The sequence below is a fragment of the Paenibacillus camelliae genome, assembly GCF_023715345.1.
Taxonomy (GTDB): domain Bacteria; phylum Bacillota; class Bacilli; order Paenibacillales; family Paenibacillaceae; genus Pristimantibacillus; species Pristimantibacillus camelliae.
This window is the reverse complement of sequence record NZ_JAMBNY010000021.1, coordinates 38909-65515: the sequence shown is the minus strand read 5'-3', so window position 1 is coordinate 65515 and position 26607 is coordinate 38909. Positions and strand designations below refer to the sequence as shown.

At 44.1% G+C, this 26607-nt stretch carries 27 protein-coding genes and 1 riboswitch; of the genes, 8 read left to right on the top strand and 19 right to left on the bottom strand.

The window, feature by feature from the left end; translation table 11 throughout:
• A partial coding sequence (locus M3180_RS21190) for an IS3 family transposase (protein WP_251669823.1) occupies positions 1-87 on the top strand: 87 nt, incomplete at its 5' end.
• A gap of 62 nt (positions 88-149) precedes the next feature.
• Here M3180_RS21190 and M3180_RS21185 read toward each other — a convergent pair.
• Both M3180_RS21185 and M3180_RS21180 read right to left on the bottom strand, forming a co-directional pair.
• On the bottom strand, positions 150-1262 hold the full coding sequence (locus M3180_RS21185; protein WP_251671212.1) for a S1C family serine protease: 1113 nt from the start codon (positions 1260-1262) through the stop codon (positions 150-152).
• 68 nt (positions 1263-1330) lie between these two features.
• Positions 1331-2551, bottom strand: coding sequence for a DUF515 domain-containing protein (locus M3180_RS21180; protein ID WP_251671210.1), 1221 nt, complete (start codon positions 2549-2551; stop codon positions 1331-1333).
• Between the two features lie 398 nt (positions 2552-2949).
• On the opposite strand from M3180_RS21180, the gene trxB reads away from it, so the two are divergent.
• Positions 2950-3870 carry a thioredoxin-disulfide reductase gene (trxB, locus tag M3180_RS21175; RefSeq protein WP_251671208.1) on the top strand — a complete coding sequence of 307 codons (921 nt, stop codon included), beginning with the start codon at positions 2950-2952 and terminating at the stop codon, positions 3868-3870.
• A gap of 146 nt (positions 3871-4016) precedes the next feature.
• Here the strand turns inward: trxB and M3180_RS21170 are convergent, their stop codons facing one another.
• The 13 genes from M3180_RS21170 to M3180_RS21110 form a co-directional block, all read right to left on the bottom strand.
• Positions 4017-4598: a uracil-DNA glycosylase gene (locus tag M3180_RS21170; protein WP_251671206.1), complete on the bottom strand. Its 582-nt coding sequence runs from the start codon at positions 4596-4598 to the stop codon at positions 4017-4019.
• A 102-nt stretch (positions 4599-4700) separates the two neighbouring features.
• Positions 4701-5156 carry a DUF2269 domain-containing protein gene (locus tag M3180_RS21165; protein ID WP_251671204.1) on the bottom strand — a complete coding sequence of 152 codons (456 nt, stop codon included), beginning with the start codon at positions 5154-5156 and terminating at the stop codon, positions 4701-4703.
• 340 nt (positions 5157-5496) lie between these two features.
• Positions 5497-6381 carry a bifunctional hydroxymethylpyrimidine kinase/phosphomethylpyrimidine kinase gene (gene thiD, locus M3180_RS21160; RefSeq protein WP_251671202.1) on the bottom strand — a complete coding sequence of 295 codons (885 nt, stop codon included), beginning with the start codon at positions 6379-6381 and terminating at the stop codon, positions 5497-5499.
• Between the two features lie 39 nt (positions 6382-6420).
• Positions 6421-7545 (bottom strand): glycine oxidase ThiO, encoded by a 1125-nt coding sequence (thiO, locus tag M3180_RS21155; protein ID WP_251671200.1) that lies wholly within the window; start codon positions 7543-7545, stop codon positions 6421-6423.
• Between the two features lie 54 nt (positions 7546-7599).
• Positions 7600-8373 carry a thiazole synthase gene (locus M3180_RS21150; RefSeq protein ID WP_251671198.1) on the bottom strand — a complete coding sequence of 258 codons (774 nt, stop codon included), beginning with the start codon at positions 8371-8373 and terminating at the stop codon, positions 7600-7602.
• An 11-nt stretch (positions 8374-8384) separates the two neighbouring features.
• Complete coding sequence (thiS, locus tag M3180_RS21145; RefSeq protein WP_251671196.1) at positions 8385-8582, bottom strand: sulfur carrier protein ThiS; 198 nt, start codon at positions 8580-8582, stop codon at positions 8385-8387.
• Positions 8566-9210, bottom strand: coding sequence for a thiamine phosphate synthase (thiE, locus tag M3180_RS21140; RefSeq protein WP_251671194.1), 645 nt, complete (start codon positions 9208-9210; stop codon positions 8566-8568). The genes thiS and thiE overlap by 17 nt, the downstream gene beginning before the upstream one ends.
• 20 nt (positions 9211-9230) lie before the next feature.
• Complete coding sequence (locus M3180_RS21135) at positions 9231-10238, bottom strand: ThiF family adenylyltransferase (protein ID WP_251671192.1); 1008 nt, start codon at positions 10236-10238, stop codon at positions 9231-9233.
• A 22-nt stretch (positions 10239-10260) separates the two neighbouring features.
• On the bottom strand, positions 10261-11271 hold the full coding sequence (locus M3180_RS21130) for an ABC transporter substrate-binding protein (protein WP_251671190.1): 1011 nt from the start codon (positions 11269-11271) through the stop codon (positions 10261-10263).
• 141 nt (positions 11272-11412) lie between these two features.
• The gene (locus M3180_RS21125) at positions 11413-12285 is read right to left on the bottom strand and encodes an ABC transporter permease (protein WP_251671188.1); all 873 of its coding nucleotides are present in this window, start codon (positions 12283-12285) and stop codon (positions 11413-11415) included.
• Positions 12286-12445: 160 nt separating this feature from the next.
• Positions 12446-13264, bottom strand: a complete 819-nt coding sequence (locus M3180_RS21120; protein ID WP_251671187.1) for an ABC transporter ATP-binding protein — start codon at positions 13262-13264, stop codon at positions 12446-12448.
• Positions 13252-13923 (bottom strand): thiaminase II, encoded by a 672-nt coding sequence (gene tenA / locus M3180_RS21115; protein WP_251671185.1) that lies wholly within the window; start codon positions 13921-13923, stop codon positions 13252-13254. The genes M3180_RS21120 and tenA overlap by 13 nt, the downstream gene beginning before the upstream one ends.
• An 81-nt stretch (positions 13924-14004) precedes the next feature.
• Positions 14005-14114: riboswitch (TPP riboswitch) on the bottom strand.
• A gap of 128 nt (positions 14115-14242) precedes the next feature.
• Positions 14243-15445, bottom strand: coding sequence for an acyl-CoA dehydrogenase family protein (locus M3180_RS21110; RefSeq protein ID WP_251671183.1), 1203 nt, complete (start codon positions 15443-15445; stop codon positions 14243-14245).
• 645 nt (positions 15446-16090) lie between these two features.
• Between M3180_RS21110 and M3180_RS21105 the strand changes: the two genes are divergently transcribed.
• Positions 16091-16594 (top strand): DinB family protein, encoded by a 504-nt coding sequence (locus M3180_RS21105; protein ID WP_251671181.1) that lies wholly within the window; start codon positions 16091-16093, stop codon positions 16592-16594.
• A gap of 43 nt (positions 16595-16637) precedes the next feature.
• Here the strand turns inward: M3180_RS21105 and M3180_RS21100 are convergent, their stop codons facing one another.
• The 4 genes from M3180_RS21100 to M3180_RS21085 form a co-directional block, all read right to left on the bottom strand.
• Positions 16638-16844, bottom strand: coding sequence for a hypothetical protein (locus M3180_RS21100; protein ID WP_251671179.1), 207 nt, complete (start codon positions 16842-16844; stop codon positions 16638-16640).
• Positions 16845-16860: 16 nt separating this feature from the next.
• Positions 16861-17502 carry a hypothetical protein gene (locus M3180_RS21095; protein WP_251671177.1) on the bottom strand — a complete coding sequence of 214 codons (642 nt, stop codon included), beginning with the start codon at positions 17500-17502 and terminating at the stop codon, positions 16861-16863.
• Positions 17503-17569: 67 nt separating this feature from the next.
• A complete protein-coding gene (locus tag M3180_RS21090) occupies positions 17570-18181 on the bottom strand; it encodes a zinc metalloprotease (RefSeq protein ID WP_251671175.1) in 612 nt (203 codons plus the stop codon).
• Positions 18182-18484: 303 nt separating this feature from the next.
• On the bottom strand, positions 18485-19456 hold the full coding sequence (locus M3180_RS21085) for a M23 family metallopeptidase (RefSeq protein ID WP_251671173.1): 972 nt from the start codon (positions 19454-19456) through the stop codon (positions 18485-18487).
• 186 nt (positions 19457-19642) lie between these two features.
• Between M3180_RS21085 and M3180_RS21080 the strand changes: the two genes are divergently transcribed.
• The 5 genes from M3180_RS21080 to M3180_RS21060 all read left to right on the top strand — a co-directional run bounded on the left by M3180_RS21080 (position 19643) and on the right by M3180_RS21060 (position 26496).
• On the top strand, positions 19643-20383 hold the full coding sequence (locus tag M3180_RS21080) for a response regulator transcription factor (protein WP_251671171.1): 741 nt from the start codon (positions 19643-19645) through the stop codon (positions 20381-20383).
• Positions 20373-22118: a sensor histidine kinase gene (locus M3180_RS21075; RefSeq protein WP_251671169.1), complete on the top strand. Its 1746-nt coding sequence runs from the start codon at positions 20373-20375 to the stop codon at positions 22116-22118. The genes M3180_RS21080 and M3180_RS21075 overlap by 11 nt, the downstream gene beginning before the upstream one ends.
• A gap of 652 nt (positions 22119-22770) precedes the next feature.
• On the top strand, positions 22771-23802 hold the full coding sequence (locus M3180_RS21070) for a LacI family DNA-binding transcriptional regulator (protein WP_251671168.1): 1032 nt from the start codon (positions 22771-22773) through the stop codon (positions 23800-23802).
• A gap of 2 nt (positions 23803-23804) precedes the next feature.
• Positions 23805-25739, top strand: coding sequence for a glycoside hydrolase family 15 protein (locus tag M3180_RS21065; protein ID WP_251671166.1), 1935 nt, complete (start codon positions 23805-23807; stop codon positions 25737-25739).
• A gap of 322 nt (positions 25740-26061) precedes the next feature.
• Positions 26062-26496 (top strand): Dps family protein, encoded by a 435-nt coding sequence (locus M3180_RS21060; RefSeq protein ID WP_251671165.1) that lies wholly within the window; start codon positions 26062-26064, stop codon positions 26494-26496.
• The last annotated feature ends 111 nt before the right edge of the window (positions 26497-26607 follow it).

The following is a 26607-nucleotide window of genomic DNA, read 5'->3' as shown; positions in this document are numbered from 1 at the left end:
AAATACTACAACCATTACAGATATCAATGGGGATTAAAAAAGATGACCCCTGTTCAGTACAGGAATCATCTTTTGAAGACGGCCTAGCTCACTCTTTTTTAGTGTCCTTGACAAGGGTACCAGTTTACAATAAACTGCACCCTTGTTTTTTATTGTAAATATTTACTTTTGCTATTTAACAACTTTAATTGGTCATCCTCGTATCCTATACGGAACGTAACCTGCTGTTTAATGAAGTTGTATGATCCGTCTTTCCGCTCATCAGCAGAAATAATAACCGTCACCATTGCTTCATCCTCGGTAAGTGAAATATGCTCGTCATCAATCGATATATTTCTTTTATGAATAAAGTCATCTCTAAATTTCACGTAGCTTGTACTTTCTTGCCATTCTACTCCAAGTAAAGTATAGGCATACACGTAATCCCTAATGTTAATGGCATCATAAAAGTGGTTAACGAGATAGCTAGCAAGCTGATCAAGCGGCTGCTTCTCTTCTACTGGAGATTGCTCATCGTCATTCAAGGATATGCCTGGCAGCATGGCCATAGGCTCTTTTGTCCACCCTTCAATGAGCGGCAGCACATTTACTATAGGTATACTAAAACCGATCGAGCTATTTTCTAGTCCTGCTGAATTGATACCAAGAACCAATCCCGTCGCTGTATCCACGAGAGGCCCTCCACTGTTGCCATGTGAAATCGGCGTTGATATTTGATACAGATCACTGTATGTGTAGGGGGAAATTTGCAAGCTCCGTCCAACGCCACTAATGATGCCTGTTGTTACTGTGTTTTGCAGGCCAAGTGGGCTACCGATGGACAGCACCTCATCGCCTACGCTTGCCTTCTCATACTTTACTAGCGACAAGCTATCACTACCCGCCAGCTCTGGTACTCTGACAACCGCAACATCAACCTCTGTACTAATACCGATAACTTCTCCGACTAACTCGCGTGCATCAGCCGTTTTCACCCTAACATGTCTGACGCCCGTTACGACGTGCGCATTTGTAATGAGATCGCCTTGATCATTATATAGAAAGCCCGAACCCTGGTTGCCAGCGTCGGTTTCAATCATGACGACGTGCTTCTGCGTCTCAAATATAATATCCTTGAGTGATTTCGTTTTTTCACCTACTGCAATTAACGGTGCACTATGGAGCTGTCGTGGAATCATTTCCTTCAATTCCAAATAAGCCACTAAACCTCCGCCTATCATTAGGAGGACGCCGAGAATGACCAATATTACTCTCCAGTTCATACCTCTCCCCCTGCAAGCTATCGCTTCTTTACTCTCTATCCTTGTTTGTATAATTTAGATTATACTCTCTACTCTAAACGCCAAGTGCCCTCTATAATGTCTAAGCTTAGTTCCTCCTCGTAGCTTATGCCTTCCGGGAGTGTAATAGAAAAACTCATTCCTTCACCTGAGGCTACGTAGTCAGGCGTCACACTGCTTGTCCCGCTGCTTATAACTACATCATCTGCACCGACGATACGATAAGTGATAGATATATCGTATATGGTGCGTGTTGCTACGTTCTTCAGATCAGCAATAATGACGATATCGCCAAGCTCGTTCATAACCTTCTCAAATTCAATCAATTCAATGGCCGCCGTCTGATTAATATAATCCTCCGCTGCTGCTTCCTCCATGGCTTGTTGAATGCGCTGCTCTTCGGCCAATGCATATGCAGCTTGCCCCTGCTTCACCCTCTGCTTCAGCTCTAGCAGCACTTCATCTCCTTGTAGCCAAGCCAGCGCCTCATCAGTCACTGAGATTGCTGCTGTGAACCGCTTGCGATCTAACAAGGCATTCACCTCAGCAGCTGCCGTTGTACGAATGCGATCAATGATTTGTTCCTTTAAGCTCGTTGCTTCTTCACCGATCAATCCATTCACAACGTTGAGCAGATTGCCTAGATCCTCAATCGTTCCAATTCTTGAAAGCTCATTCGATAGGCTTAACACTGTGAATTTCATATTTAACTCTTCTAGACGTTCCCGATGCTTATCGAAAACAGGTTCCTTATATCCTTTAAGCTCCTGTCTCAGCTGTTCAAGCTGATCCTCTGCCTCAATTTCCTTGCCAAGCTGGATGATTTGTTCTAGCTCATCGCCCATTCGTTTGATACGCATCGCATGAACGACCATATTTTCATCCTCTATTAAAGCATTGAAATTAGGTCTAAGTGTGATCGCTTCTTGTAGTAGCTCCAGCGATTGTTCATAGTTCCCTGCTAAAGCTTCGATTTTCGCCCTAGATTGAAGACTTAGTACTTCCTCGTTCACAGAAACTTCATACTTATAATAGTTAAATAACAAACCGATTATAATGACAAATAAAATAATAAATGCTACTGTAGTTTTTATTGCGAAATTGCTTCCCTTGCTCTTCTCTTCTCGTGCTGACACAGATCTTTTCCGGAACCAACGACTGGCCTTAGCATGAGTATCTGCAGATAGCTCTGCATCATGAACTCTATGCTCTACTTCATCATCTGGCCATATCCCAACCTTCTGGATCCTGGTGATATTGTGCTGAAGCAATTTTCTACCGCATTGGCTACAGTATATAGCATCCTCAGCAAAGCTTCTTTCGCAGTGATGACAATACACTTTTTGCTCAGCCTCCACCCTTACTCAACTAGCAGCCTTTATCTATAGTATAAGGCCTCATTCTATTCTAACCTAAATAGTTAATGTTCTCCATTTCAAAATAAACCCATCTTGCAATTGGTTCTTTTTTCCTAAGCACAATGGCACTGTAACCGAATTAAGCATTATTGCCTTTCATGTATAGTCTTGGCGAAAATATCTAATCTTAAATTAAGTGAAAGTTACATAATCGGTGTTGACATCCATTACGGTGTATTATACTTTAAATGTACAACAACTGTGCAAATATTAATTACAGTTAGATTATAGAGACAACGGAGGAAATCATCGTGTATAAAACAGTTATTATAGGTACTGGCCCAGCAGGTCTTACTGCTGCAATTTATTTAGCGCGCGCGAACATGTCACCTCTTGTTATTGAAGGCTGGCAGCCAGGTGGACAGCTAACTACAACAACCGAAATTGAAAACTTCCCTGGATTCCCAGATGGAATTTTGGGCTCTGAGCTAATGTCTAACATGCGCAAGCAAGCTGATCGTTTCGGTGCAGAATTCAAAACAGGCTCTGTTAAAAGCGTGGACATGAGCAAGCGTCCTTTCGTGCTTGATGTCGAAGGTCATGGCGAAATTGTTGCTGAATCTGTCATTATTTCTACTGGAGCTTCTGCTAAATACCTTGGAATTCCTGGTGAAGAAACGAACGTAGGTCGTGGAGTTAGTACTTGCGCAACCTGTGACGGCTTCTTCTTCCGCGGTAAAAAGATCGTTGTAATCGGTGGTGGAGACTCTGCAATGGAGGAAGCTAACTTCCTAACTCGCTTTGCTTCTACGGTGACGATTATTAACCGTCGTACAGAGCTTCGTGCTTCGAAAATTATGCAGGATCGTGCGCGTGCCAACGAAAAAATCGAATGGGCACTAAATCGTACGCCAATCGAAATCCTTGCTAATGGCATGGGTGTTACAGGAATTAAAGTACGCAACAATGAAACGGGCGAAGAAGAATTGATAGAAACAGATGGCGTGTTTGTTGCTATCGGTCATACACCGAATACTGGCTTCCTTAATGGACAGATTAAAACAGATGCTAATGGCTATATCCTTGTCGAGCCAGGCACAACGAAAACGAACATTCCGGGCGTTTACGCTTGTGGAGACGTTCAAGACTCTACGTATCGCCAAGCGATTACTGCCGCAGGTACAGGCTGTATGGCTGCACTTGAGTGCGAGCGCTTCTTAGAAGGCATGTAATAGCTGCTTAGGCACAGGCAACTAGTTATTTCATGGCTAGGGCATATAACGCAACATAAAAAGCGCAAGCTTCTGCAATGAGGGATAACCCTAATTTCGCTGGAGCTTGCGTTTTCTTCTCTATAGGCTTTTGTGACATTGCCAACTCACTTACCAGCATAGTTTAAATATGCCGTCCTTAAAAACGTCCAATCCTCTACAAAATAACTCATTAAGTTAGGCCTTCTCCGCACGGCTAACGGGTGATACGATACTGCAGTCTTTATGCCTCTAGGTGAGCTCCACTTTTGTCTTAAGCTCTTAACCTCTGCATCAGCATCTCCAAAATAACTGCTTACGGCAACGTTACCTAGACAAAAGATCAATTGAGGCGATATTGTATCGATCTGCTGATGTAAATGCTTCATACAAATCTCACGTGTGCGCAACTTATCGTAGGCTTTAACAGGTCTACGCTTCAAAATATAAGTTATATAAAGGTCCTCTTCTTGGAAGCCAACAGTATAAGCGGCTTGCTGCAGCGCTTGCCTCGTTCCGCACACATAGGGACTTCCTTCTCGATCTTCTCTTGCCCCAGGATTATCTAATATAATCATAATCGATGCCTTAGGATTACCTTCTCCCCAGATTATACGTGTTCGATGCTGCAAGAGTCCGCAATCGTCACAATTTTCTGCATCTACAGGGGCAGGATCCTCACTCCAGCTATAAGGGCATACTATATCCATGCAGCTTGTTCCTCCTTCAAGGTTATATGCATAGCATGGACTAGAGTAAAGATTTTCAAACGACTCACGATTTCCTCCTCTAGGGCTGACTCTAAAGCTACCTTAGAAGGGCTTCGTAATCATTAATACAATGATGGTCATGAAAATAATATTTTCTATATGCTCGAAAAAGAAAAGCTTCTTAGACAAGGTATAATACTCCTCAGGTATCTCTTCTCCTTTATGCTCTGCCAATAATCGCTTGATCGGACGTGAACGAGGTGAAAGCACCAATGGCCCTAACGATAAAGCAATGATAAACAGGGCTAAGCTCGTAATATACCATCCACCTGTAAACAAATACGGACGTATCATTCCCATGCATAATCCTGTAAGTAGTAATGATGTTCCACCAATCATAACGAGTATATGGACGCGATGTCGTATATAAAACGCATGTCTTAACTCGCTCATCGTGTTGGCCTTCGATACGATGAATGTCAATATAAACCCAGGCCCCATACCAAGTATGGCTGAAACGATATGTACAAACACAAGCACACTATATAACGTCGTCATAAGCTATCTGCCACCTTTGTACTAGTTAGCAATATTACCAACTATTTTACCATACTCATCATCTCAACAGCTTCAACATAACGGTGAACAATTGGAGTGAGACTATGTCATTTGTCGTTTAATACACAGCATAAGAACAGCCCTTGCTCCACATCATATCTAGTGGACAAGAGCTGTTAGCTGTTAATTTGCAATTGAAATGATGATCGTACTGAACCTTTCAATGTCTTACCGTCACGATAAATCTTATCGTCATTCTTCTTACGTCCTGTTATCGCGTTATGTGATCGGTTAAGTCATGATCTAGTATGTTGTTTGTGTAAGGATCTAGCTGCAGCTCTTACACACTAGCTACCTGCTGCTTGCGTTGTTGATAGGCCCAGTGATTCGTCGGCCCACGGCCATGACCTATCGCTATCCCTTCTTCAATGGCCGCTTGTATAAAAGCCTTCGCCTGCTGCAAAGCTGCCCCAACCTCTAACCCAGCAGCTAAACCTGACGTTAAGGCGGCAGAAAAGGTGCATCCTGTTCCATGCGTGTGCACCGTATCAATCCGTTTGCCCTCTAGTTCAGTAAAGTTACGGCCATCGTACCATAGATCGCTCGCAGTCAGCTCATCATCATCATGACCACCCTTAATGATGACGTGGCGTGCGCCATATTCAGCAAGCTTGCGTGCCGCTTCACGTTTCTGTGATGCGCTCTTGATGCTCATGCCTGTCAGATGCTCTGCTTCAGGAATGTTAGGTGTAACTACCTCAGTTAATGGCAGAAGCTTCGTGATGAGTGCGTGAATGGCTGACTGCTGCAGCAGCACCGATCCTCCCTTTGCGATCATGACAGGATCGACAACAACATTAGTCCATCCAAATTCCTGAATAACCTCTGCTACCTCTATAATAATTTCAGCACTGAACAGCATTCCTGTTTTTAGCGCATCTACTCCAATATCACTACCAATTGAACGGATTTGCATAACCACTGCCTCTGGAGTCGTTGGATAAACAGCCTGAACTCCGGTTGTATTCTGAGCGGTTAATGCTGTAATCGCAGACATCCCATATACGCCCAGCTCTTGAAAGGTCTTCAGGTCAGCTTGAATACCAGCACCACCCCCACTATCTGAGCCAGCAATCGTTAATGCTCTTGGCACCTGAATCGATCGTGCGCCTGCTTTACTGTTAATTGTCGTGTTCAGCTGCTTCACTCTTCCGATGTTATTCATCCGATTAACCTCCCCCTAACGCTCAGCTCTTCCATATAGCTATAAACCCAATCCAACAAATCTCTCTGGTGAGAAGGCCAGATTATAAGCTGCTATATCCTTCTTCTCTACGATATCAGCTGCTAGCTTCGCTGTAGCAGGGCTCAGCAATATACCGTTTCGATAATGTCCAGCAGCAAGGATAATACGCGATCTCTCCCCACTTAGTCTGCCGATCAACGGCATCCCGTCCTGCGTAGATGGCCTTAGCCCAGCCCACCTATGAAACGGCTGCATGTCATCAAGCTTCGGAAACACTTTTTTATTCCAGCGCTTAAGACGTTCGATGCCTCGCTCCGTTACCTCGGTGGAAAAGCCCGCGATATCCTCCGAGGCACCGCATACGAGTGATCCATTTTCTTTACCAACCAGGTACCCTTGACTAGAAAACACCATATGCTGTATCGGATGAGCCTTCCTATCATAAGCGCATATTTGCCCGCGAATAGGGTAGATTGGAAAAGCTAAGCCTAGCACTTCCGTCGTTTGCTGCGCCCAAGCCCCAGAGCATATAAGCAATTGATCGCTCTGGAAATGCTGCCCATTCTCCGTACTCACCTTAACTTCGCTGTCCCATTGCAGCAAATCCACTTGCCCGAGTCGGTCATAAATATGAACGCCTGCGTTGCGGCACGCTTGCTCTAGTGCACGAACATAATCTGGGGCGTACAGATGGCTCTCCTCTGGCGTATACAAGGCAGCACGCACCTCTGGAGACAGCAACGGCTCCAGTCGAAACAACTCCTCACCGTCAATAATAGCCCCCGTTGAGCCATACTGACGCTGCCAGTGTAAGCGTCCCTCTAAAGCAAGCAGATCTGCCTCGTGATACACGACATAAAGACTGCCTGAGCTCGTATATTCAAATGACATCTGGGATATTCGCTTTACCTCTTCCTGCCAATGCGGATATAGCTGCAGGCTTTGTAGACATAATTGAAAAAACTCATCAGGGCTTTCAACGTTTTCCGAGTAAGGTGCTAGCATGCCAGCCGCTGCGCCAGATGCTTGCCCGCCACACTCGTTACGCTCTAGTACGGTCACCTCATATCCCCGTTGGCGCAGCTCAAGTGCACAGGATAACCCGATGACGCCTCCACCTATGACCATAATCGATTCCTTCATCGTATAACCAACTTTCCTGCTGACTTCGTTCCGCTAATTAGGTTGACGCGCTAGTTAGCTCAGCTTAAAAGCTTCTAGCCCGCTGCTCGCCGATGCATATTTTTTCTTCGGAATTCTTCCTGCCAGATAAGCAAGTCGTCCCGCCTCGATCGCTACCCGCATCGCCTGTGCCATCTTGATCGGATCACGAGCCTTAGCGACTGGCGTATTCATCAACACACCAGAGACTCCTAGCTCCATCGCCTGCACCACATCGCTCGCTGTGCCGAGCCCTGCATCGACGATTACCGGCACCTTCGCTTCCTCTACAATAAGACCAAGATGATAAGGATTAAGTATGCCTAGACCTGTTCCAATCGGTGATGCCCCGGGCATCACAGCGGCTGCTCCCGCTTCTTCAAGCCGCTTACACATAATCGGATCGTCCGATATGTAAGGCAGCACCGTAAATCCTTCCTTCACTAAAATCTCCGTTGCCTTCAATGTCTCCAGCGCATCGGGCAGCAGCGTTCGCTCATTCGCGCTTATTTCAACCTTAATCCAATCACTTAATCCTGATGCACGAGCTAGACGAGCGATTCGCACCGCTTCTTCTGCTGTGCGAGCACCGGAAGTGTTCGGCAAAAACTGAAATTGCTCTGGCTCGATATGCTGCAGTATCGAATCATCCTCGGTCTGCTCCAGATTAATGCGACGAATAGCGAAGGTAAGCACCTCAGCTCCTGAAGCCCGAATCGCCTCCTGCTGTACATAAGGATTCGGGAATAACCCCGTTCCGATGAAAAATCTTGAATGTAAAGTTCGGTTACCTATTTTCCATGTATCCATCGTCAAGCTCCTCAGCCCCCTCCAACAAAATGAACAAGCTCAATCTTCATGCCTGGCTTGACGGCAGTATCCACCCATTGCTCAGATACGAGCACTACACCATCCGCCTCTACGACAATGGGCTTACTTGAAAGTCCAAAGTGCTCGACAACATCTTTAATCGTCTTCGCTTCAAGCTGCTGTACTTTCCCATTAATGATCAATTCCATGTATAGCCCTCGCTTTCTCCAGCTTGCTTAAAAATTCACGGCAGGTACGCTGAATATCATCACTGCCGACAATTTCACTAACTGCACATATCCGCGTGGCACCAGCTTTAATGACCTCATCTACGTTATGCAGCTTAATACCGCCTATCGCCACGAACGGGATTTTAATCGTACTCGCAACCTCCTTCACGTATGAAACCGTTACAGGATCGACCACATCCTCCTTCGTCTTCGTAGGATAAATTGGTCCAACCCCGATATAGTCCGCTCCATCACGCTCCGCTTGAATCGCTTCCTCGATTGCATGTGTTGAGATGCCTATAATTTTCTTTCCCATTCTGCGTCTTGCTTCGGCGAGCGGGACGTCGCCCTGCCCAAGATGTACCCCGTCTGCATCAACCTCTAGCGCGATATCGATATAATCGTTAACGATATATGTTACGCCGTACTTAGCAGTTAATTGGCGCAGTGCGACTGCTTTTTTGCGTATGGCCTCTATATCTCCCGATTTATCTCGCAGCTGAATAATATCAACGCCGCCTAATATCGCCTGCTCCATTACGTCGAGCATATCCTTCCCAGGATGAAACTGCTCACCTGTAATCGCGTATAACTTAAAATCCTTCATCGCTTTACACCTCCAAGTGATTACATACCGATATATCTAGCATAGATCGTCTTCGCGCGAACGAGATCCTCCGTACCCTGTACGAGCACACGCCCGTCAGCGAAGATAACGAGACGCTCTCCTTCTGGAAGCTCTACCTTGAGTAAATAAGGATTGAATCTTACCGCTGTAGCTATACCCTCAAGACGTTCCTTCCATTGCTTAAGATTCAGCTCTTCGCGACTAACAAACTGTACCGTCTCTCTGCCGCATAGTGTAACGACCAGCTGCTGTTCCTCTTGTAGTGCAGGGTACTGCTTCGTTCCACAGCAAGGGCAGTCTGGTCGTGGCGCATTGTATTTCAGCTCGAAATACTGGTTATGCCATATATCAAAAGTAACCAAGCTTTCTCTATGCTGCTTCTCTGCACCGACAAGAAACTTTAATGCTTCTACTGCCTGATAGGAGGCGACGATATCCACGACTGGCGCAATTACGCCGACCGTATCGCAGGTCTGCCCCGTGCTGTCTGCTGACTGAATAAAGCAGCGTAAGCAGGGCGTTTGGCCGGGAATAAATATGCCGCTCATCCCGCGAGAGCTTACCGCGCCACCGTACACAAACGGAATATTCCTTTGCCAGCATGCATCATTAAGCAAGTAGCGAGTAGCAAAATTATCCGTTGCATCGAGCACTAGATCTACTCCTTGCAGCAGTGCATCGATATTATTCAGGGATACATCCGCAACAATCGCCTCAAGCTGAACAGAGGAATTCACCTTACGAAGCTTGTTCTCAGCTGCGATTACCTTCGGCAGACTATCTCTTACATCATCCTCGTCGAACAGCATTTGACGTTGCAGATTACTGAGCTCCACATAATCTCGGTCTACCATCCGTACTAAGCCAACACCAGCTCGAACCATATGACTAGCTAATACTGTACCTAGTGCGCCCATACCGATAATACAAACTGAACTTTGCTGCAGCTTCTTCTGCCCTGCTTCTCCAATGGGCTGGAAAAGCATTTGCCGCGAATATCTCTTCATGCTCGGCCTCCTTCATCTGTCATTACAGGTTACGAAACGCATCCTTTGCCTCAATGTCTTTCTTCAATTGCCCTTGCTCGACTAGCCAGTCAATCGCATGCTGCCAAGACTGTTCGGACTGCTTGCCAAACGCTTCCGTGCCAGCATCCATCAACGGCAGCAAGATGGCCAAGCTTTGCTGTTCAATCTCAGCATCTAATGGAAAGTTATCACTTTGCTTATCAAGCAAGTATTGCAAAGCTTCAGATGGATGCTCCATCGTATACTCAAATCCTCGAGTGGCCGCCTCTATAAAGCGCTTGAAGACATCGCCTTTTTGCTCTATACCCTTTTCGCTTGCTGTAAGCACCAGCTCATAATAATCTGGAACCCCATATTCTGAAGGGATAAATGTTTTCAGCTTCACATCTTCTTTCTCCAGCAGCAGCTTTTCATGATTTACGTAGCCGCCGATAATTGCATCGACCCGGCCTGTCGTCATCGCTGGAATTAAGTCCCAGCCAATATCGACAAAGGTAAGCTGCGACGGATCACCGCCGTCATGGGCAAACATCGTTTTAACGAACGATTCATATAACGGGATGGACGGATAACCGATTTTCAACTCAGCTAGATCCATTGGACGCTCAACCTTCTTATCATCCAGAATAAACAGCTGATTGAGTGGATGCCTAACAAGTGCTGCGACAGAGACAATTGGAATATCCTCGCCACGTGAAATCGCCACCTGCATCTGGTAGCTAATCGCTAAGTCAGCCTTTCCCGCTGCAACAAGCTTAATTGCGTCATTCGTATCAGCAGGTGTTTGCAGCTTTACATGTAGACCCGCTTCTTCAAAATAGCCTTGTGATTCCGCTGCGAATAAAAAGGAGTGCACAGCGTTCGGATACCAATCAAGCAGCACCGTTAATTCGTCCAATTGCTGCTCCTTCTCTGTTGCTTTTGGTGCAGCACACGCGCTTAGTGTCATCATCGTTACAATAAGAACAGTAGCAATCCATGCCCTTTTGAAGCTTCTCGTTACATTTCTCATATCTATCTCCTAATCTCCTATCTCTAAATCTATTTACTAATCATTTACTTGCTCGTTATCTACTCATTAGTAAGTGTTCTTTATCTCTCTAACAGCTTTTTAGTGTAAGCTTTTTTTATGTAAGCTTTATATCTTTAAACTTTAGTATCTGCGCTCACCTTTAACGATTCGCTCAATAAGCTGTACGGTAAGAAATAACATAATACCCATAGCTGACAGCAGCAGCACGCCTGTAAATACAGCTTCGCCTTGCAGCAAATTCGAGGCACGCTTCGTATACATACCCAAGCCAGCCTCGCTTCCAAGCCATTCTCCTAATGTCGCACCGCCTACGCTAATTGTGGCTGCCATCTTCAAGCCTGTGAAAAAATGAGGCACGGCGGAAGGTAGCTTCCATTTCCAAAACAAATCACCTTTACTTGCTCCCATCGAGCGCATCAATTCGCCAATGTCTGGATCAGCAGCACGCAATCCAGCGATCGTATTTACTGTAATCGGGAAAAATGTAAACAACACGACAACCGATACCTTACTCCACAGCTCGTAGCCAAACCACATCACCATAATTGGTGACAATGCAATGATAGGAATCGTCTGCGATGCGATAATGACCGGATAGAGCGTTCGTTGTGCGATTTTTATACTATCAATCAATAGAGCACATAATGATCCTAAGAGAACAGAGATCATTAAGCCGATTATCGACTCGTTCAGCGTTATGACAAAATGCTTAGCGAGCACCGGCGCGTGTTCAACTAAAGATTGTAATACCGCAGACAGACGTGGAATAATGTAATGCGGAATTGGAAGCAGTCGCGTCAAGCCCTCCCATACGATTGCTAGAAGTAGGATAAAAGCTAGCAAAGGAAAATTAGCTAATAATTTGTGCCGGATCTGCTTATGTACTGGCTTATGTGTTTGTTTATCTGTTGCCTTACGTGCATTTATCTCACTGGAGACATCTTGTGTATCGTCTCTCCCTACCTTTAAGGCTGCCTTTGCTGAACTGTTCATTAGGTGTGTCACCCTTTCCTTTCCTAATGCTGAACGTAGATTCTCATATCGATCAGTCCGTTATGTTCAGTGAAACTCCAGCCTGTAATCATGTCGTAACCCTTCATATTCAACTTCATACCTAGCCTCATATACAGCCTCATGCTAAGTAGCTCCATATTCAGCTTTCACGCGGCAGGCTACCTCTTCCAAGCAGCTCCATCGCTCGCCGCTTTAGTGCTATAAACTCACGATCGAGCACGATATCGTAGGAGCGAGGACGCGGTAAATCTATCACAATCTCATGCAGCATGCTTACTGGTGAGCTTGCTGCTACGAGCACTCGATCAGCAAGCAAGATAGCCTCATCAATATCATGTGTAATGAATAATATCGTTTTGCGATGCTGCTCCCATACTTGAAGCAACCATTCCTGCATCTGAATTCGTACCATCGCGTCCAAAGCACTAAACGGCTCATCTAGCAGCAGCATCGAGCTTCCACCAAGCATCGATCGCAAAAAGGATACTCGCTGTCGCATCCCACCCGACAGCTCATGCGGATAGCTGTTCTCTGTGCCAGCTAAACCAAACTGCGGTAGCAGTTCTAAAGCTTGTTGCCTTGCTTTATGCTTGCTTACTCCTGACAACTCCAGGCCAAGCACTGCATTATCGAGCACAGTACGCCACGGCATTAAGCTGTCACGCTGCGGCATATAGCCTATTCGCATGCTACGACCAATTGCTTTCTCAGTCTTTTCAGCCTCTTCAGCTCCAATATGAAGTACACCAGCTATTGGCTGCAGCTGACCTGTAAGTAATCGAAACAATGTCGTCTTACCGATTCCACTCGGTGCAAGCAGTGCTACAAACTCTCCAGTCGGAATAGCTAAATCTAGTCCGTCAAACAGCAGCTTATCCTCAGTAAAACCGTATACGAGTCCCTCAACGACAAGGGCGTATTGTTCTATCGTCTGCTTAGCTTTGTTCAAACCGGCCATTCCTCCTGGCGATAAGCCATATCCCAGAACAAATATTCAAACTTTGAGGCGGTTACAAAGTGACGCTCTAATCGTGCAAGCTCTCGTTCTGGTAAGCCCTCAGCCAGCTCATTCATCAGAGCGATTGTCCAATCAGTCAACTCTCCAAACTCCTTAGAGCTATACATTAGTACCCATTCCCGATAAAGGGGATGCTCAAGAGCTTCAGGAATTTCAGCAAATCTGCATCCAGCCTCTCGGTAGCTCCACATACATGGCAAAAGCGCAGCAACTACGTCCGCTAGCGTTCCTTGTGCTGCAGCCTCGAGCATATATTTCGTATAGGCAATTAATGTTGGGGATGGAGTCGTTAACTCTAGCTCTTCACGACTAATGCCAAATCGCTCTGCGTACTGACGATGCAGCTCCATCTCTACATGCAAAGTCGAGTGCAACAGCTCAGACATTTTGCCGATGGTTGCTAGATCTTGAGCTTTTATGCTGCCATAAGCAAACATCTTCGAATATTCGATTAGATACACATAATCCTGCTTCATGTAGTAAATAAAGCGCTGTGGGTCAAGCGTTCCATTGCTAAGCTCGGTGAGAAATGGGTGGCGGTGGCTTTGCTCCCAAATTCCACCTGCTGCAGCATACAGTCTTTCACTAAATCTTGTCATCTACTTTTCCTCCTTTAATTGGAAATATTGGCGTATTTAAGCACAAAAAAACCATTCGAGAACTTTAAAGTACACGAATGGTTACAATTCGATAAAATTCTCTACGCCAGCATTACCTGGATCAGATTAACGGTCAGAAACATACGGTTTCTATCTCAGCCGGACTTTATCCAGCACCCGTGTATCAATATGAAGTTAACAATACTATAAATGATGTGTTAGATATTGGCAACAGCTTAAAAAAAATTTATGTCTATTGACTCTAGCAATCGGCACTTCTTGACGAGCTAGGAGCGCTAACTATACTGTTATACTCTCACTAATCCTGCTCATGCTCCTGTTTGTGTTCTAGCTCTAGTTCTATATCCTTTATCGCTAATCTTCCTAGCATCGACAGCACTGCATCCTCCATAGGGGGATTATGTAAGCCAAAACGCACATCACGATACATGCGCTGCAATGGGTGATCAAGCGCTAAGCTATGTGCTCCTACTATCCGCATCGCCTTATCAACAACCGAAAGCGCGGTTTGTATGGCAGTCACTTTAACCGCATTGAGCTCGATACTAAGCTGCTCAGGTGGAAGCACCTGCTGATCCCATCTCGCTGCTACGCTATACATAAAATGTCTCGCTGTTTGCAGCTCTAGCTCAATTTGACCAAGCTGCTGCACGATATGAGGAACATGGATAATTGAGGTTGAGAGTGAGTTCGGCTGGTAGCTATATGCGAACTTAATCGCTTCTTTCCTTGCAGCTAGTGCAATGCCGAGATAACAAGCTGGAATATGCAACAGATGTGGAGCGGCCAGCTGGGCTTTCTTTTTCGGAAAAACCTGCATAAGGGCAGAGGCCGGCAGGAGCACTTCCTCCATAACTAGATCATGACTCGCCGTTCCGCGCATTCCGAGCATATTCCATGTTTGTTCAATCCGTAAGCCATCGGCAGTTCGAGGAATCATAAACTCAACGGTATCCTCATCCAAGCCTGCAGTGACGAGAAAATAATCGAGCACTGGTGACAGGGTCGTAAACGTTTTACGACCATTAAGCACATAAGAGCCATCCGTGCATTGTAGAGCCGTTGTTTGTGGCTTTCCTCCGCGAGTTGGACTTCCAGATGCCTTCTCTGTTGCTGCTCGGTTGACAAGGATCTGCTGCTTAACAACCTGCTCGTTAAGTGCTGCAAGTGCAGCTTCAGACCACGGCTTATTGAGATTCAGCTCGAACATTACACTTAGATGCCAACCTACGCCTAGTGCTATCGCTGCATCACCCTGAGCTAAGCGCTCCTGCAGCATAACAAACTCATAAAGCGTAATCCCTTCTCCTCCAAATTCGCGAGGAACAGTATAGGAAAAGTAATTCAGCTTGCGAAGCGCCTCAATATGTTCAAACGCAAAATCATGCTCGGCATCCACTCGATGTGCCTCGCTAGCGAAGGAATCTGCAAGCTTGCCAATAGCTGTTAATCGTTCCTTCTGCTCGCTACTCATCACAAACATTTCGTCTAATCGATTCATCGTTACGACCTCATTTATTCCGTTATTTGTATGTATATTATACTTTACGTTCGGGCGCAAATGGATACTCGAGCTTAACAAATTTGGTAACGCCACGTTCGCCGCTGCGCTCACCCTCTATTGCCGCTAATCTCATCATAAGGTGGTATTATTTGTAAAATGTAAGTATAATAGGTATGAGTTTATTAGAGTGGAGGCTTAAGATGAATAGTAAAAAGTTATTATTTTGGTGTATTGGAGTTTTCGTGTTTCTTTGGATTGCCATCGGTGTATATAATTACGTGTTTACAATCGAAATGAAATAGTATCTGATGTAATACATGGAGTGATTATTATGAAAAATTCGATTAAGAGCTACTTCAATAACAAGTATAAGTTAGTACAATTATTAGGTATTATTATTACGTTACCTTACGTATTAGTTTCTCTAAATTATGCTCCACCAACATTATTTTGGTTTACTACGTTCCCTGGCTGGACTCTATTCTTTATAAGTATTGTGTTAGAGTATATATCCTACGAGAGAAGTCGGAATGAGGACTCAAGTGGCGATAATAAGTAAAGGTATATCTCTTTATTTTTTCACTAAACAGGACAGCATTAACTTTAACATATAAATTATAATTGGTTTCGGAGGTAGGATAGATGTACGCAACAATATCAGATTTTATTAGAGAGTGGAATTGGGAGGCAACGCTAACTCAGAAGGTTTTGGACGGTTTAACTGATGATTCATTGAACCAAAAGGTTTACCCAGAAGGCCGTACTTTGGGAAGAATTGCATGGCATTTCACAACAAACATACCAGAGTATTTAGCTCACTTTGGGCTAAGCGTAGATGAGGTAGACAGTAAAGATCATGTTCCAAATTCGGCTAAAGAAATTGCTAAAGCCTTTAACAAGATAAGTGCTTCTGCAATTAAAGCAATTGAGGAGCAATGGACCGACGAATCCTTGAAGGTTGTGCAAATGGCATTTGGTCGGAAGGAAACAAATGCTCAAATTTTAATGGGACTTATTAAGCACATCGTTCACCATCGTGGACAAGTTACCATTCTAATGCGTCAAGCAGGATTAAAGCCTTTCGGAGTTTATGGACCTCCAAAAGAAGACTGGATTCACCTAGGCGTGGAGAATCCACCACTTTAAACAAGCTGGTTGTTATAAAGTACAGAAAAAGGAAGCCCAGTTGCTACCGGGCTTCTTTCACTATTGAATTTTCTTCAAATAAAGAAATAGAAAATATAAATCCACCTCGCGGTTCTTGATTTTCATCTGGATAAATGACAATGTCTTTTACCTCATTAACCCACTCACTAATAATCCGCTGATCAGCAATTTCTTTTCCTGAAATGAGTAATGCTACCACGATTACAACAAACATAAAAATTCTTTTCATTATTTGTGCTCCTGACTCAATCCCCGTACTTCTCCAGCACTTGCTGCTTTAGCTTATTAAATTGCCATACGCTGTCACCGACATAATCTCTTTCATCAAATTCCGCGACGCTTATTCTTGCATTAGTCATTTCTTGCTCTAGCTGAGGAAGTGTGAGATCGAATTTACCTTGATAAAGGCCGATTACGATTTGTTCATTGTTAGACCCTGTGCGTAAAAATAAAATGTACCTGCCTTCCTTATCCATAGCCTTATACCCTTCAAAGGAGACATACTTTCCACTAACGTCGAAATATCCCGGTTCTGCTATCGTGAGCTCATCTCCCACCTGCACATCGCCCTTATATACTTGATTAACCTTTACTTTAGCCAAGCCGTACGATTCGATTACCATACTATTTAGAAATATATTCTTTCTTGCTCGTTTACCAACTAATTCGACCTCTACGATAAGTTCAGCAGACTCCTCTACTTCTTCAAGTGTAGAATAAATGATCATATCTGCATCGCCTGCACTTACGATGCTAATAGCTTTTTCCGTCTTTTCACTAGCCTGCTGCGCATTTATCCGATTACGATCTGTATGGTCAAGGTGTGTAAATAACATCACCCCTATCAAAGCTGTAACCCCTATTATTGACAATTTAGAAATACTCATTAGCCAACCACCACCGCTTTCCGTTGATACTATTTACAAAGACGTATTCACATTTCCATTTGTTACATCAATATTTCCAAGCCACATTGCTTTTATCGATGCTTCTAATGTCAGTAAAGGTTTGCTTCCCTTGAATCATAACGGTATCAAGCGGACCTTCATTATCCGGCTGATGTCGCAAACCGAGTGCATGACCTACTTCATGCAGAGCAGTTTTTTGAATCATATTTGAGGTGTATCCGTTAGCATCCATATAGCCTTTGTTAAGAATGATGTGCACCTTATGCCATATTGCGCCAGAACCGATATCGGGATCGGCCAAATAGCTTCCATTACTGTTGTAGGGCTTCGCTATACCGGCATAATCAAGCGGTATATCATTAACACCATAAAATCGAACAAAAGCATCATCATACGATGTCGTTGCGCTCCATCCAATCTGAGCATTAGGGGCAGCATCCCATTTGCTGCGAGCATTCGAAAAATAGGCGGTAAAGCCATGGGTAGATACACTAGAATCTGTCCAATACTTCATGCTCGATACAGTCGCCGCAGATGGATACGTTTTGAAAAATGCTGCAGCATTTGAAAAGTACGCCATAACAAGCTGCGGCAAGGCGATAACACCTATCATTATGATCGCTAGACTTAATACTGCTCTAACCCTTATCTTTCTCATTCATATATTCCTCCTTCACTTCATTTGATTCTCCATTCACTTATTGATTCAACTAGCTAAGATCTAACATAGCTTACGAGATTAGCATTTTCTTAGATCACGCATAACAGCATCAAAATCGCTACTGAACGTTGTATTTTAGCATTAAACTTATTCCTATCAGCTACAGTATTTGTCATAACGAATTTATTAGTCTAGCAAAAAAACCTCGCAAGGCTTGTTTATCACAAGAGCTTTGCGAGGCTTACCGAATAATCACTAATATTTGATGTCTTTCGAACGAACATGTATCATCTTTCCAGTCTAAGGCTGAGACGCAATCTCACCACGTACCCACTGCTTGCCTCCTTCAAATGAGACAGGGATGACAAGCTCACTTCCATCAGCCTGCTGCTTCGTTACCTGGAAATGAATATGCGCTTCAGAGGAATTACCCGAGTTGCCGCAGGTGCCTAGTAATTGCCCCGCTTCTACTGTATCGCCAACGTTAACGACGATTGAATCCTTCTTAAAATGCGCCAGCATACTTTTTTCGCCGTGTGCATGCTCGATGACGACCATATTACCTTCAGGCTGTTCTGGATTCATTTCGCCTGGGACGTTATCCTCTATCCCATCTATTACCGCGATGACCTTACCTGCGGCAGGGGCTACTACAGGCTGATCAAAAGCATAGTAGCTTTCATTAAGCAATGGGTCACCCTCAAAGCTAGAATCACCCTTCACTTGCACAAAGTCGTATGCATAGCGAACCTCTTCGTATTCATAGTGGTAATTTAGGAACAGATCATCGCCTCCCCAGAACACAAACCAATCACCCTCAAATGGTAGTTGAAAGGTATTTTCTGAGTAAAGCTGATCGGTCTCCGGATAAGTGTCTAGCTCCCTTACCTGAAGGCCTGCAATATATTGCTGTTCATCCAATATCACATGAATCCCTTTACGTTCTTCCTTCATATTTCTCCATGTAATGAATTGGTACCCATTCGTTGTAAAATTAGAAGTGATCTCGAACGTTTCTCCCTGAACAAATGGCGCTGCTATTTCCTTAAAATCCTTTAACGAAACAGCTTCCTTCATCTCTTTACCAAACTGTTGATGCAGCTCCTCGTATTTTCCATCCTTCATATAGTCAGCAATTTGCTCACCTTTAATCATTGCTGTAGGCTGTTCGTTCATCCCTACATTCCCTCCTTGGTCTAGTCGATTGCCGCACCCCATTAATATTGTTGCTAGCATAATGACTACAAGCACTTGAATTCCAATTGGTCTCATCTCTACCTCTCCTCTCTATTACGTTAGTTCTAGTATATCGCTTCAAACTTAACAGCTATAAAACGCAGCTTTACGTTTAGCTAAATTATCTGAACTAAAGTGTTCAATCGTTAAGGTAAAGTTAAGATTCAGTCGATATAGCTACCATGATAGAATAATGGTAATACATAGATCGAGGTGAGACGGTTGAACGATGCAAATATACTAATCGTTGATGATGAGCGTGCAATTGTCGAGATGGTCGCTACGGTGTTAAGAAAGGAAGGCTTTTCTTCTATTGATACAGCTAGCAGCGGTGAAGATGCTTTAGCGTTGTGCGAGCGAAAACGGTATGATCTTGTACTGCTTGATATTATGATGCCTGGTGCGAGTGGACTGGAAATCTGTCCTTTCATTCGCAGGACGACCGATGCACCGATATTGTTTTTAACAGCGAGATCCTCAGATTTCGATGTGCTATCGGGCTTTGCTGTTGGTGGAGACGACTATATTAAAAAGCCATTCAATCCTTTGGAGGTTGTTGCGCGGGTGCGTGCACAGCTGCGTAAAGTGTCACGAACGACAACGACAGCAGTAGTAGATCATGCAGATACCATTTATAATTTTGGTCGGTTTCAAGTAGATGAAGCAAAGGCGGCACTCTTCGTAGAGGGCAAGCAGGTACACTGTCCAGCACTTGTGTTTCAGCTGCTCGTATTCTTATGTAAGCATCCTAATCGCGTATTTAGTAAAAGTGAGCTTTATGAACGTGTTTGGGGGGAATCTATGCTGAATGATGATAACACCGTTATGGTGCATATTCATCGTATTCGCGAGCGAGTCGAGCTTGATCCCTCGAATCCTCAATATATCGTAAATGTACGTGGTATTGGCTACAAGCTAGTGACAGCAAACAATGCTGGAGCTGGAGGTCAATATGCTACGTAGACGTTTAACGATACGCTTTGCGCTACAGATATCATTTGCCGGCATATTACTCATTGTACTCGCAGTATTGATCTTGGACTGGATGTTCAAGGAGCTTAATTATATTGATATGAAGCGTAATTTTTCTCCTTACGGCATTAGTAAGCTAATCGATGAAGCCGAAATTGATGAGCACGGTAAGATTATCAATTCTGAGCTCTTAAAGCTGCTTAAGGAAGATGGCGGGTGGTTGCAAAGCTTGGATGAGCAGGGCAATGTTTTGCAATCCTTTTATACCCCGGATGATATACCTCAGCATTATAATCCTGGACAACTAATAGACTTTTGGGAAGGAACGAAGCCCTTCCCCTATATGATAGGTCTGTGGATTCATATTAAAGGCGATCGTCAGTTCATTATTTTATATGGGAAATCAGCTGAACATCCACTCTCGCTAAGACCCTATATTGAAGCCTCAACGATAAACAACGGTACCATTCACTTATCGGATAGTGCTGAAGCAGAGCTAGAGGAGATGCAAGGATGGATTCAGATTATTGATTCAACTGGTTCAGAGATTGCTGCTTGGAATAAACCAGCTCAAGCGCCGAACGTGTACAGTTTATCCGAGCTAGCCTTACGTACTGTCTATTATGATCAATATAGTATGATGTTCTATTCTGATTACGATGAAGCTACTGGCCTGACTTGGATTTTACAGTTTCCTGCTACTGAACGGTTGCATCAGGCTTCGATTTTTCCGAATGTGCGAACTGAGCTGCAGGTCATCATCCTTAGCTTAGCGATGTTTTTTGCAGGGAGCCTTATCGTTTTCATTCTTCTTGCCGTAGGATACGCGAATCAATTTGTCCGACCAGTATTTGATATTGTGGATTCCATCGAGCAGGTTGCTGCAGGAAAGCTTGAGCTTAATACTCGCCCCATTAAAAAACGAAAGAAACATTTGTTTAAAGAGGTTATGGACTCTATTCACAGCTTAGCTTCCGTATTAAAAGCGAGTAAGCAGGCTGAGATCGAGACCCAAACCTATAGAGAGGAATGGATTGCAGGAGTCATGCATGATATGAAAACTCCGCTTTCCTCCATTCAAGGCTATGCGCATATGCTCGCCACTACCAAATACAGCTGGACGGAGGAAGAGGTTCGCTCCTTCGCTTCTACCATATTAGAAAAGAGTCAATACATGGATCAGCTTATGGAGGATCTAGCTCTAACGTATCGTCTGCGCAGCGGAGAGCTTCCTGTAAAGCTTGAGCCTCATTCGATCGGCAGCTTATTACGTGAAGCAGCAGCTAAGGCCGCAGCACATCCGCTCTACGCTAATCGTTCCATTAGCTATGAGTTTCCATCAAACGATGTGATCGGCAAGGTGCATCCTCCTTGGTTTGAGCGTATTATTGATAATTTAATCGCCAATAGTCTGCTGCATAACCCACCCGATACAGCGATTCACATTATACTAGAGTCACTTCCAGATGATGGGTGGCAATTAACCTTGAGCGACAATGGTAAAGGTATGGATGAGCAAACGGTAAAGGAATTATTCGAGCGCTACTATCGTGGAACGAATACAGAGCAGTCCACAGTGGGAAGCGGACTTGGCATGGCAGTAACAAGAGAGCTTGTTCAAGCAATGGGAGGTCGAATTGAGATAACGTCAGAGTTGAATAAAGGAACAACGTTTAGACTAATTTGGCATGAAGCCTTCCGGTCCAATCTGACGTCTGACAATTGAAGCACATGATAGCTATATGTGAATAGGTCACAGCAGCTTGCGGCTTGCGTAATCCACCTCGTGTGAACGGATCGCAACAGCTTGCTGCTTAGTCGGCCTTATGTGAACGGATCGCATCAGCTTGCTAATTGACCTCATATGAACGGGTCTCGCATCGCCCCAGCTTGATCTAGCCTATGAAAGCAGGAATGAACAGTAATTGCCTGCTTTCATAGGCTTTCATTATATTCACACTCGATTCACACTCAGAGACTTGGAGCGTAATTCTCGATATGATCATTGATCAGCGATCATTCGCAGTATCACTGCGCAAACGATTGTACATCCTTAGATAAAATTAGTGTTAGCAATAGGTTTAACCCACCTTTTTTCTTAGTTAAACCTCAATTTCGCTTAGGAAAACGTATACTTTTTATCGATTATACGATCATCACGCAGACATTTTGTTAAAACGATTGCACAATTTCAATTTATCTATAAATTATATTATTAACTTTGTTTTACTCTACTATTCTCTCTTTTTCTCTTACTATCGTTCCTTGTGCATTTTAGCATTACCATGTACAGTAATAGCAAACCTTGATTGGAATTGCATTCATTTGCACAAAAAGCTATAGTAATTAGGAAGGCTTATCTGGGAAGGATCGATATCATGGTAACAATTAAAGATATTGCGAAGGCAGCTGGAGTATCTCCTTCTACTGTTTCGCGTGTAATTTCCAATCATTCTAGAATTAGTAAGGCTACAACCGAAAAAGTTAAACGTATTATGGAAGAAATGGGCTACCATCCAAATCTGATGGCAAAAAGTCTGGTCTCCAAAACAACTAATGCATTAGCAATCGTGCTTCCTAGACCAGCAGAAGAGCTCTTTCAGGATTTTTTCTTTGGCGAGCTGCTTCGCGGTATACTAGCTCATTCTACGAAAGCTGGATATGATATGCTGCTTTCTGCAGCAACTTCCCCTAATGATGAGCAGGAAACGATCTCACGACTAGTGCTAGGTCGCCGAGTTGATGGTGTAATCCTACTTTCCGCTAGACAGGATGATCCATTAATTGAGCTTTTAGCCAATCATGATTTCCCAACTGTATTAATTGGACGCACGGAAGGGCATGATAACATCATTACCGTTGACACAGACAATATTCAAGCCGCATATGATGCTACGCTTCATATGATCAAACAAGGCCACACGAGAATTGGCTTCGTAGTTGGAGAGCCGAATTTAACTGTATCTGTTGACAGACTTGCGGGCTATCGCAAAGCAATGGTTGAGGCTGGATTAGCTATTAATCCAGAATGGATTGTTGATGGCGAATTTCTACAACAAAGTGGCTACCGCGCAATGTCTTTTGTTATGAATATTCCAGAACGTCCAACTGCTTTAGTCGTCATTGATGATATTACAGCCTTTGGTGTATTACGTGGATTAAACGAGCTAGGCTATCAAGTACCTACGGATATAAGCTTAGTGAGTTTTAACAATATTGCTTTAGCAGAGCTAGCTTCTCCAGCAATCAGCTCTGTTGATATCGGCACTTATCAGCTTGGCTATACTGCTTCTCATTTGCTGGTACGCCGTATTCAAGAACATCTTACATCTCAAGCACGCAATATCATTCCACATCGCTTAGTCGTAAGAGAATCTTCAATTCAAGACTTTCATAAGAGAGGTAACTGACGATGAATGAAAAAAAACCTTATTTAGTAGATGCCGTGATCGGTAATTCTCGTATGCTAGCAACACTGGGCCGTACCGGTAAAATGTATCGCTTATGGTGGCCTAATATTGACACACCACAGCATGTTGACGCAATGCGTGTAGGGCTTCAACAAGAAGGCTCACCGATCGAATGGTTCGATGAAGCAAGCAACGGCTGGTCTCATGAGATTCATTATGCTGAGCGCAGTAATGTTTTGCATGTAAATGCAGCTAATGAAGCAGCTGGACTTACAGTAGACAGCCGCCACTTCGCAGTACCAGGCAAAGACTTGCTCGTTCGTGAATATGCTTTCTCAAACAAAGGCGCGGAAAGCAAAAACTTCAACTTTGTTCTTCATTCCAGCTTTATGATTAGTGAAAACGGCTTATATAACACAACGATGTTTAATGCTGATGCCGATTCTTTAATTCATTTCCGCCATCAATACTATTTTGCGGTCTCGAGCGCAATCGTATGCACAAAATTCCAATCCGGTATCTCATGGGAAGATGTGCAGCAAGGCGAGCTAGATGGCTCTGTCATTGATATGAAGCCAACAGGCGCAATGTCATGGCAGCTTTCTGTAGCACCAGGAGAAACGGTTGTCGTGCCAGTTTATATTGCAGCAGCTGGCAACGAGCAGGATGCTGTTGCTGTGCTTGAAGATGCTCGTACAAAAACAAGTGCACAGTGGGCAGATGAAACAAACGCTTATTGGCATAACTACGTGGCTCAAGCTGTTCCATGTCCAGTTGAGGACGCTGAGATTGTAAAGCTATATGAACGCTCTGTGCTTATGTTCAAGCTGATGTCTGATGAGAAAACAGGTACAATTATCGCAGCTCCTGAGTTTGATGAGACCTATAGTCGTTGCGGCGGATACTCCTATTGCTGGGGACGTGATGCAGCATTCATTACAACTGCACTCGATAAAGTCGGCTTGAAGGATCTAACGGATGCTTTCTATGACTGGACACTATCTGCTCAATCTCCAGACGGTTCTTGGCAGCAACGTCACTATCATGACGGTCAGCTGGCACCATCCTGGGGCTTACAGATCGACGAAGGTGCTTCGATTCTTTGGGGAATGTGGCAGCATTATTTGGTAAATGAAGATCCCAGCTTTGCATCTCGTGTATGGCCTGCCGTTCTAAAGGGAGCTCAATTCCTAGAATCATTTATCGATCCAGCCACGGGTCTTCCAAAGCCAAGCATCGATCTGTGGGAAGAACGTGAAGCATCTCACACCTACTCTTCTGCAGCGGTATACGGTGGCTTAAAGGCCGCATCTGGCTTTGCTGAGCTAGCGGGTGAATATGAGCTGTCTGAGCAATGGAGCGAGCTTGCTGATGGAATTCAAGCAGGAATTGAAACTTACTGCTTTAATGAAGAGCTACAAAGCTTCTATCGCGGCATTGATCTAAAGGTTTCTGCTGATCACTATAATCAAGCGACACAAGCTGGCAAGGAAGGCTATGTGGTTGATCTAGATAAAGGCTACAAAAAATATGTCATGAAGCATGATCCAATTGTAGATATTAGCTTACTCGGCATTAGCGTACCATTCAATGCGGTTGCTGCTGAGTCAGAGCGCATGCGGACTACGGCAGATGCTGTGGAGAGATTGCTAACAACTCCTGGCGTTGGCGGTATTAAACGCTATGAGGATGATATCTACGTTGGAGGAAACCCCTGGATCCTAACGACATTATGGCTATCACACTACCGCTTTGCGACGGGTGACGTTGAAGAGGGTCGCAAGCATATTCAATGGGCACTAGACCATCGCACAGAAACTGGTCTTCTTCCAGAGCAGATCGATAAAAACACTGGCGAAACTGCATGGGTTGTTCCACTTACATGGTCGCATGCGATGTTCATTCTTGCCGTGTTTATGCTCGCTGAAGCAAAATAATCCATTCACCAATTAGACATATATAGCTGTACCTCAATTGTTGCTCTATTGTAACAGTTGCAGGTACGGCTTTTTTAAGCTTCTAGTGTTAGAATAATGGCAAGCTCTCCTTATTTTTCAGAAAAAGGTTGACTTTCTATTGCTTATTTGTAATAATTATAAATAAGTAATAAATACAAACTATTAAATCATCTTATGTATGGAATTCATCTTTTTCGTTAAAACTTGAGAGAGATATGCGAACTGGGCATGATCCTGCCGTTCCATCATAATGGTCACGAACTATTGAAAATAAGCTTGTAAGACGAATGGAGGAATTTATATGAATACAATTCAACAACAGCTTAACCGTCAAATTGCAAACTGGAGCGTGCTATACGTAAAGCTTCATAACTACCACTGGTATGTTAAAGGCACGCAGTTCTTTACACTACATGAGAAATTTCAGGAGCTGTATGAGGAAGCCGCGCTTCATATTGATGAACTCGCAGAGCGCTTACTAGCCGTTAAAGGCCAACCACTTGCTAAAATGGTAGACTATCTGGAAAACTCCAGCGTTAAGGAAGCACTCGGTAACGAGACAGCAACAGAGATGGTTAGCCAATTAATTAAAGACTACACACTAATTATCGGTGAGTTAAAGGAAGGCATGGAGGTTGCACAGCAAGCGGGCGATGAAACGACTGCTGACATGCTGCTTGCGATTCATACGTCGCTAGAGAAGCATGTATGGATGCTATCTGCATTTAACGCATAAAAATTTTTCCTCTCAAATTATAAATGAACAATGCCATAGCTATGTGCACAAGGGCTGTATTGCAAGCAAGTGATATGCGAGCAATACAGCCTATATATGCACCTGCTATGG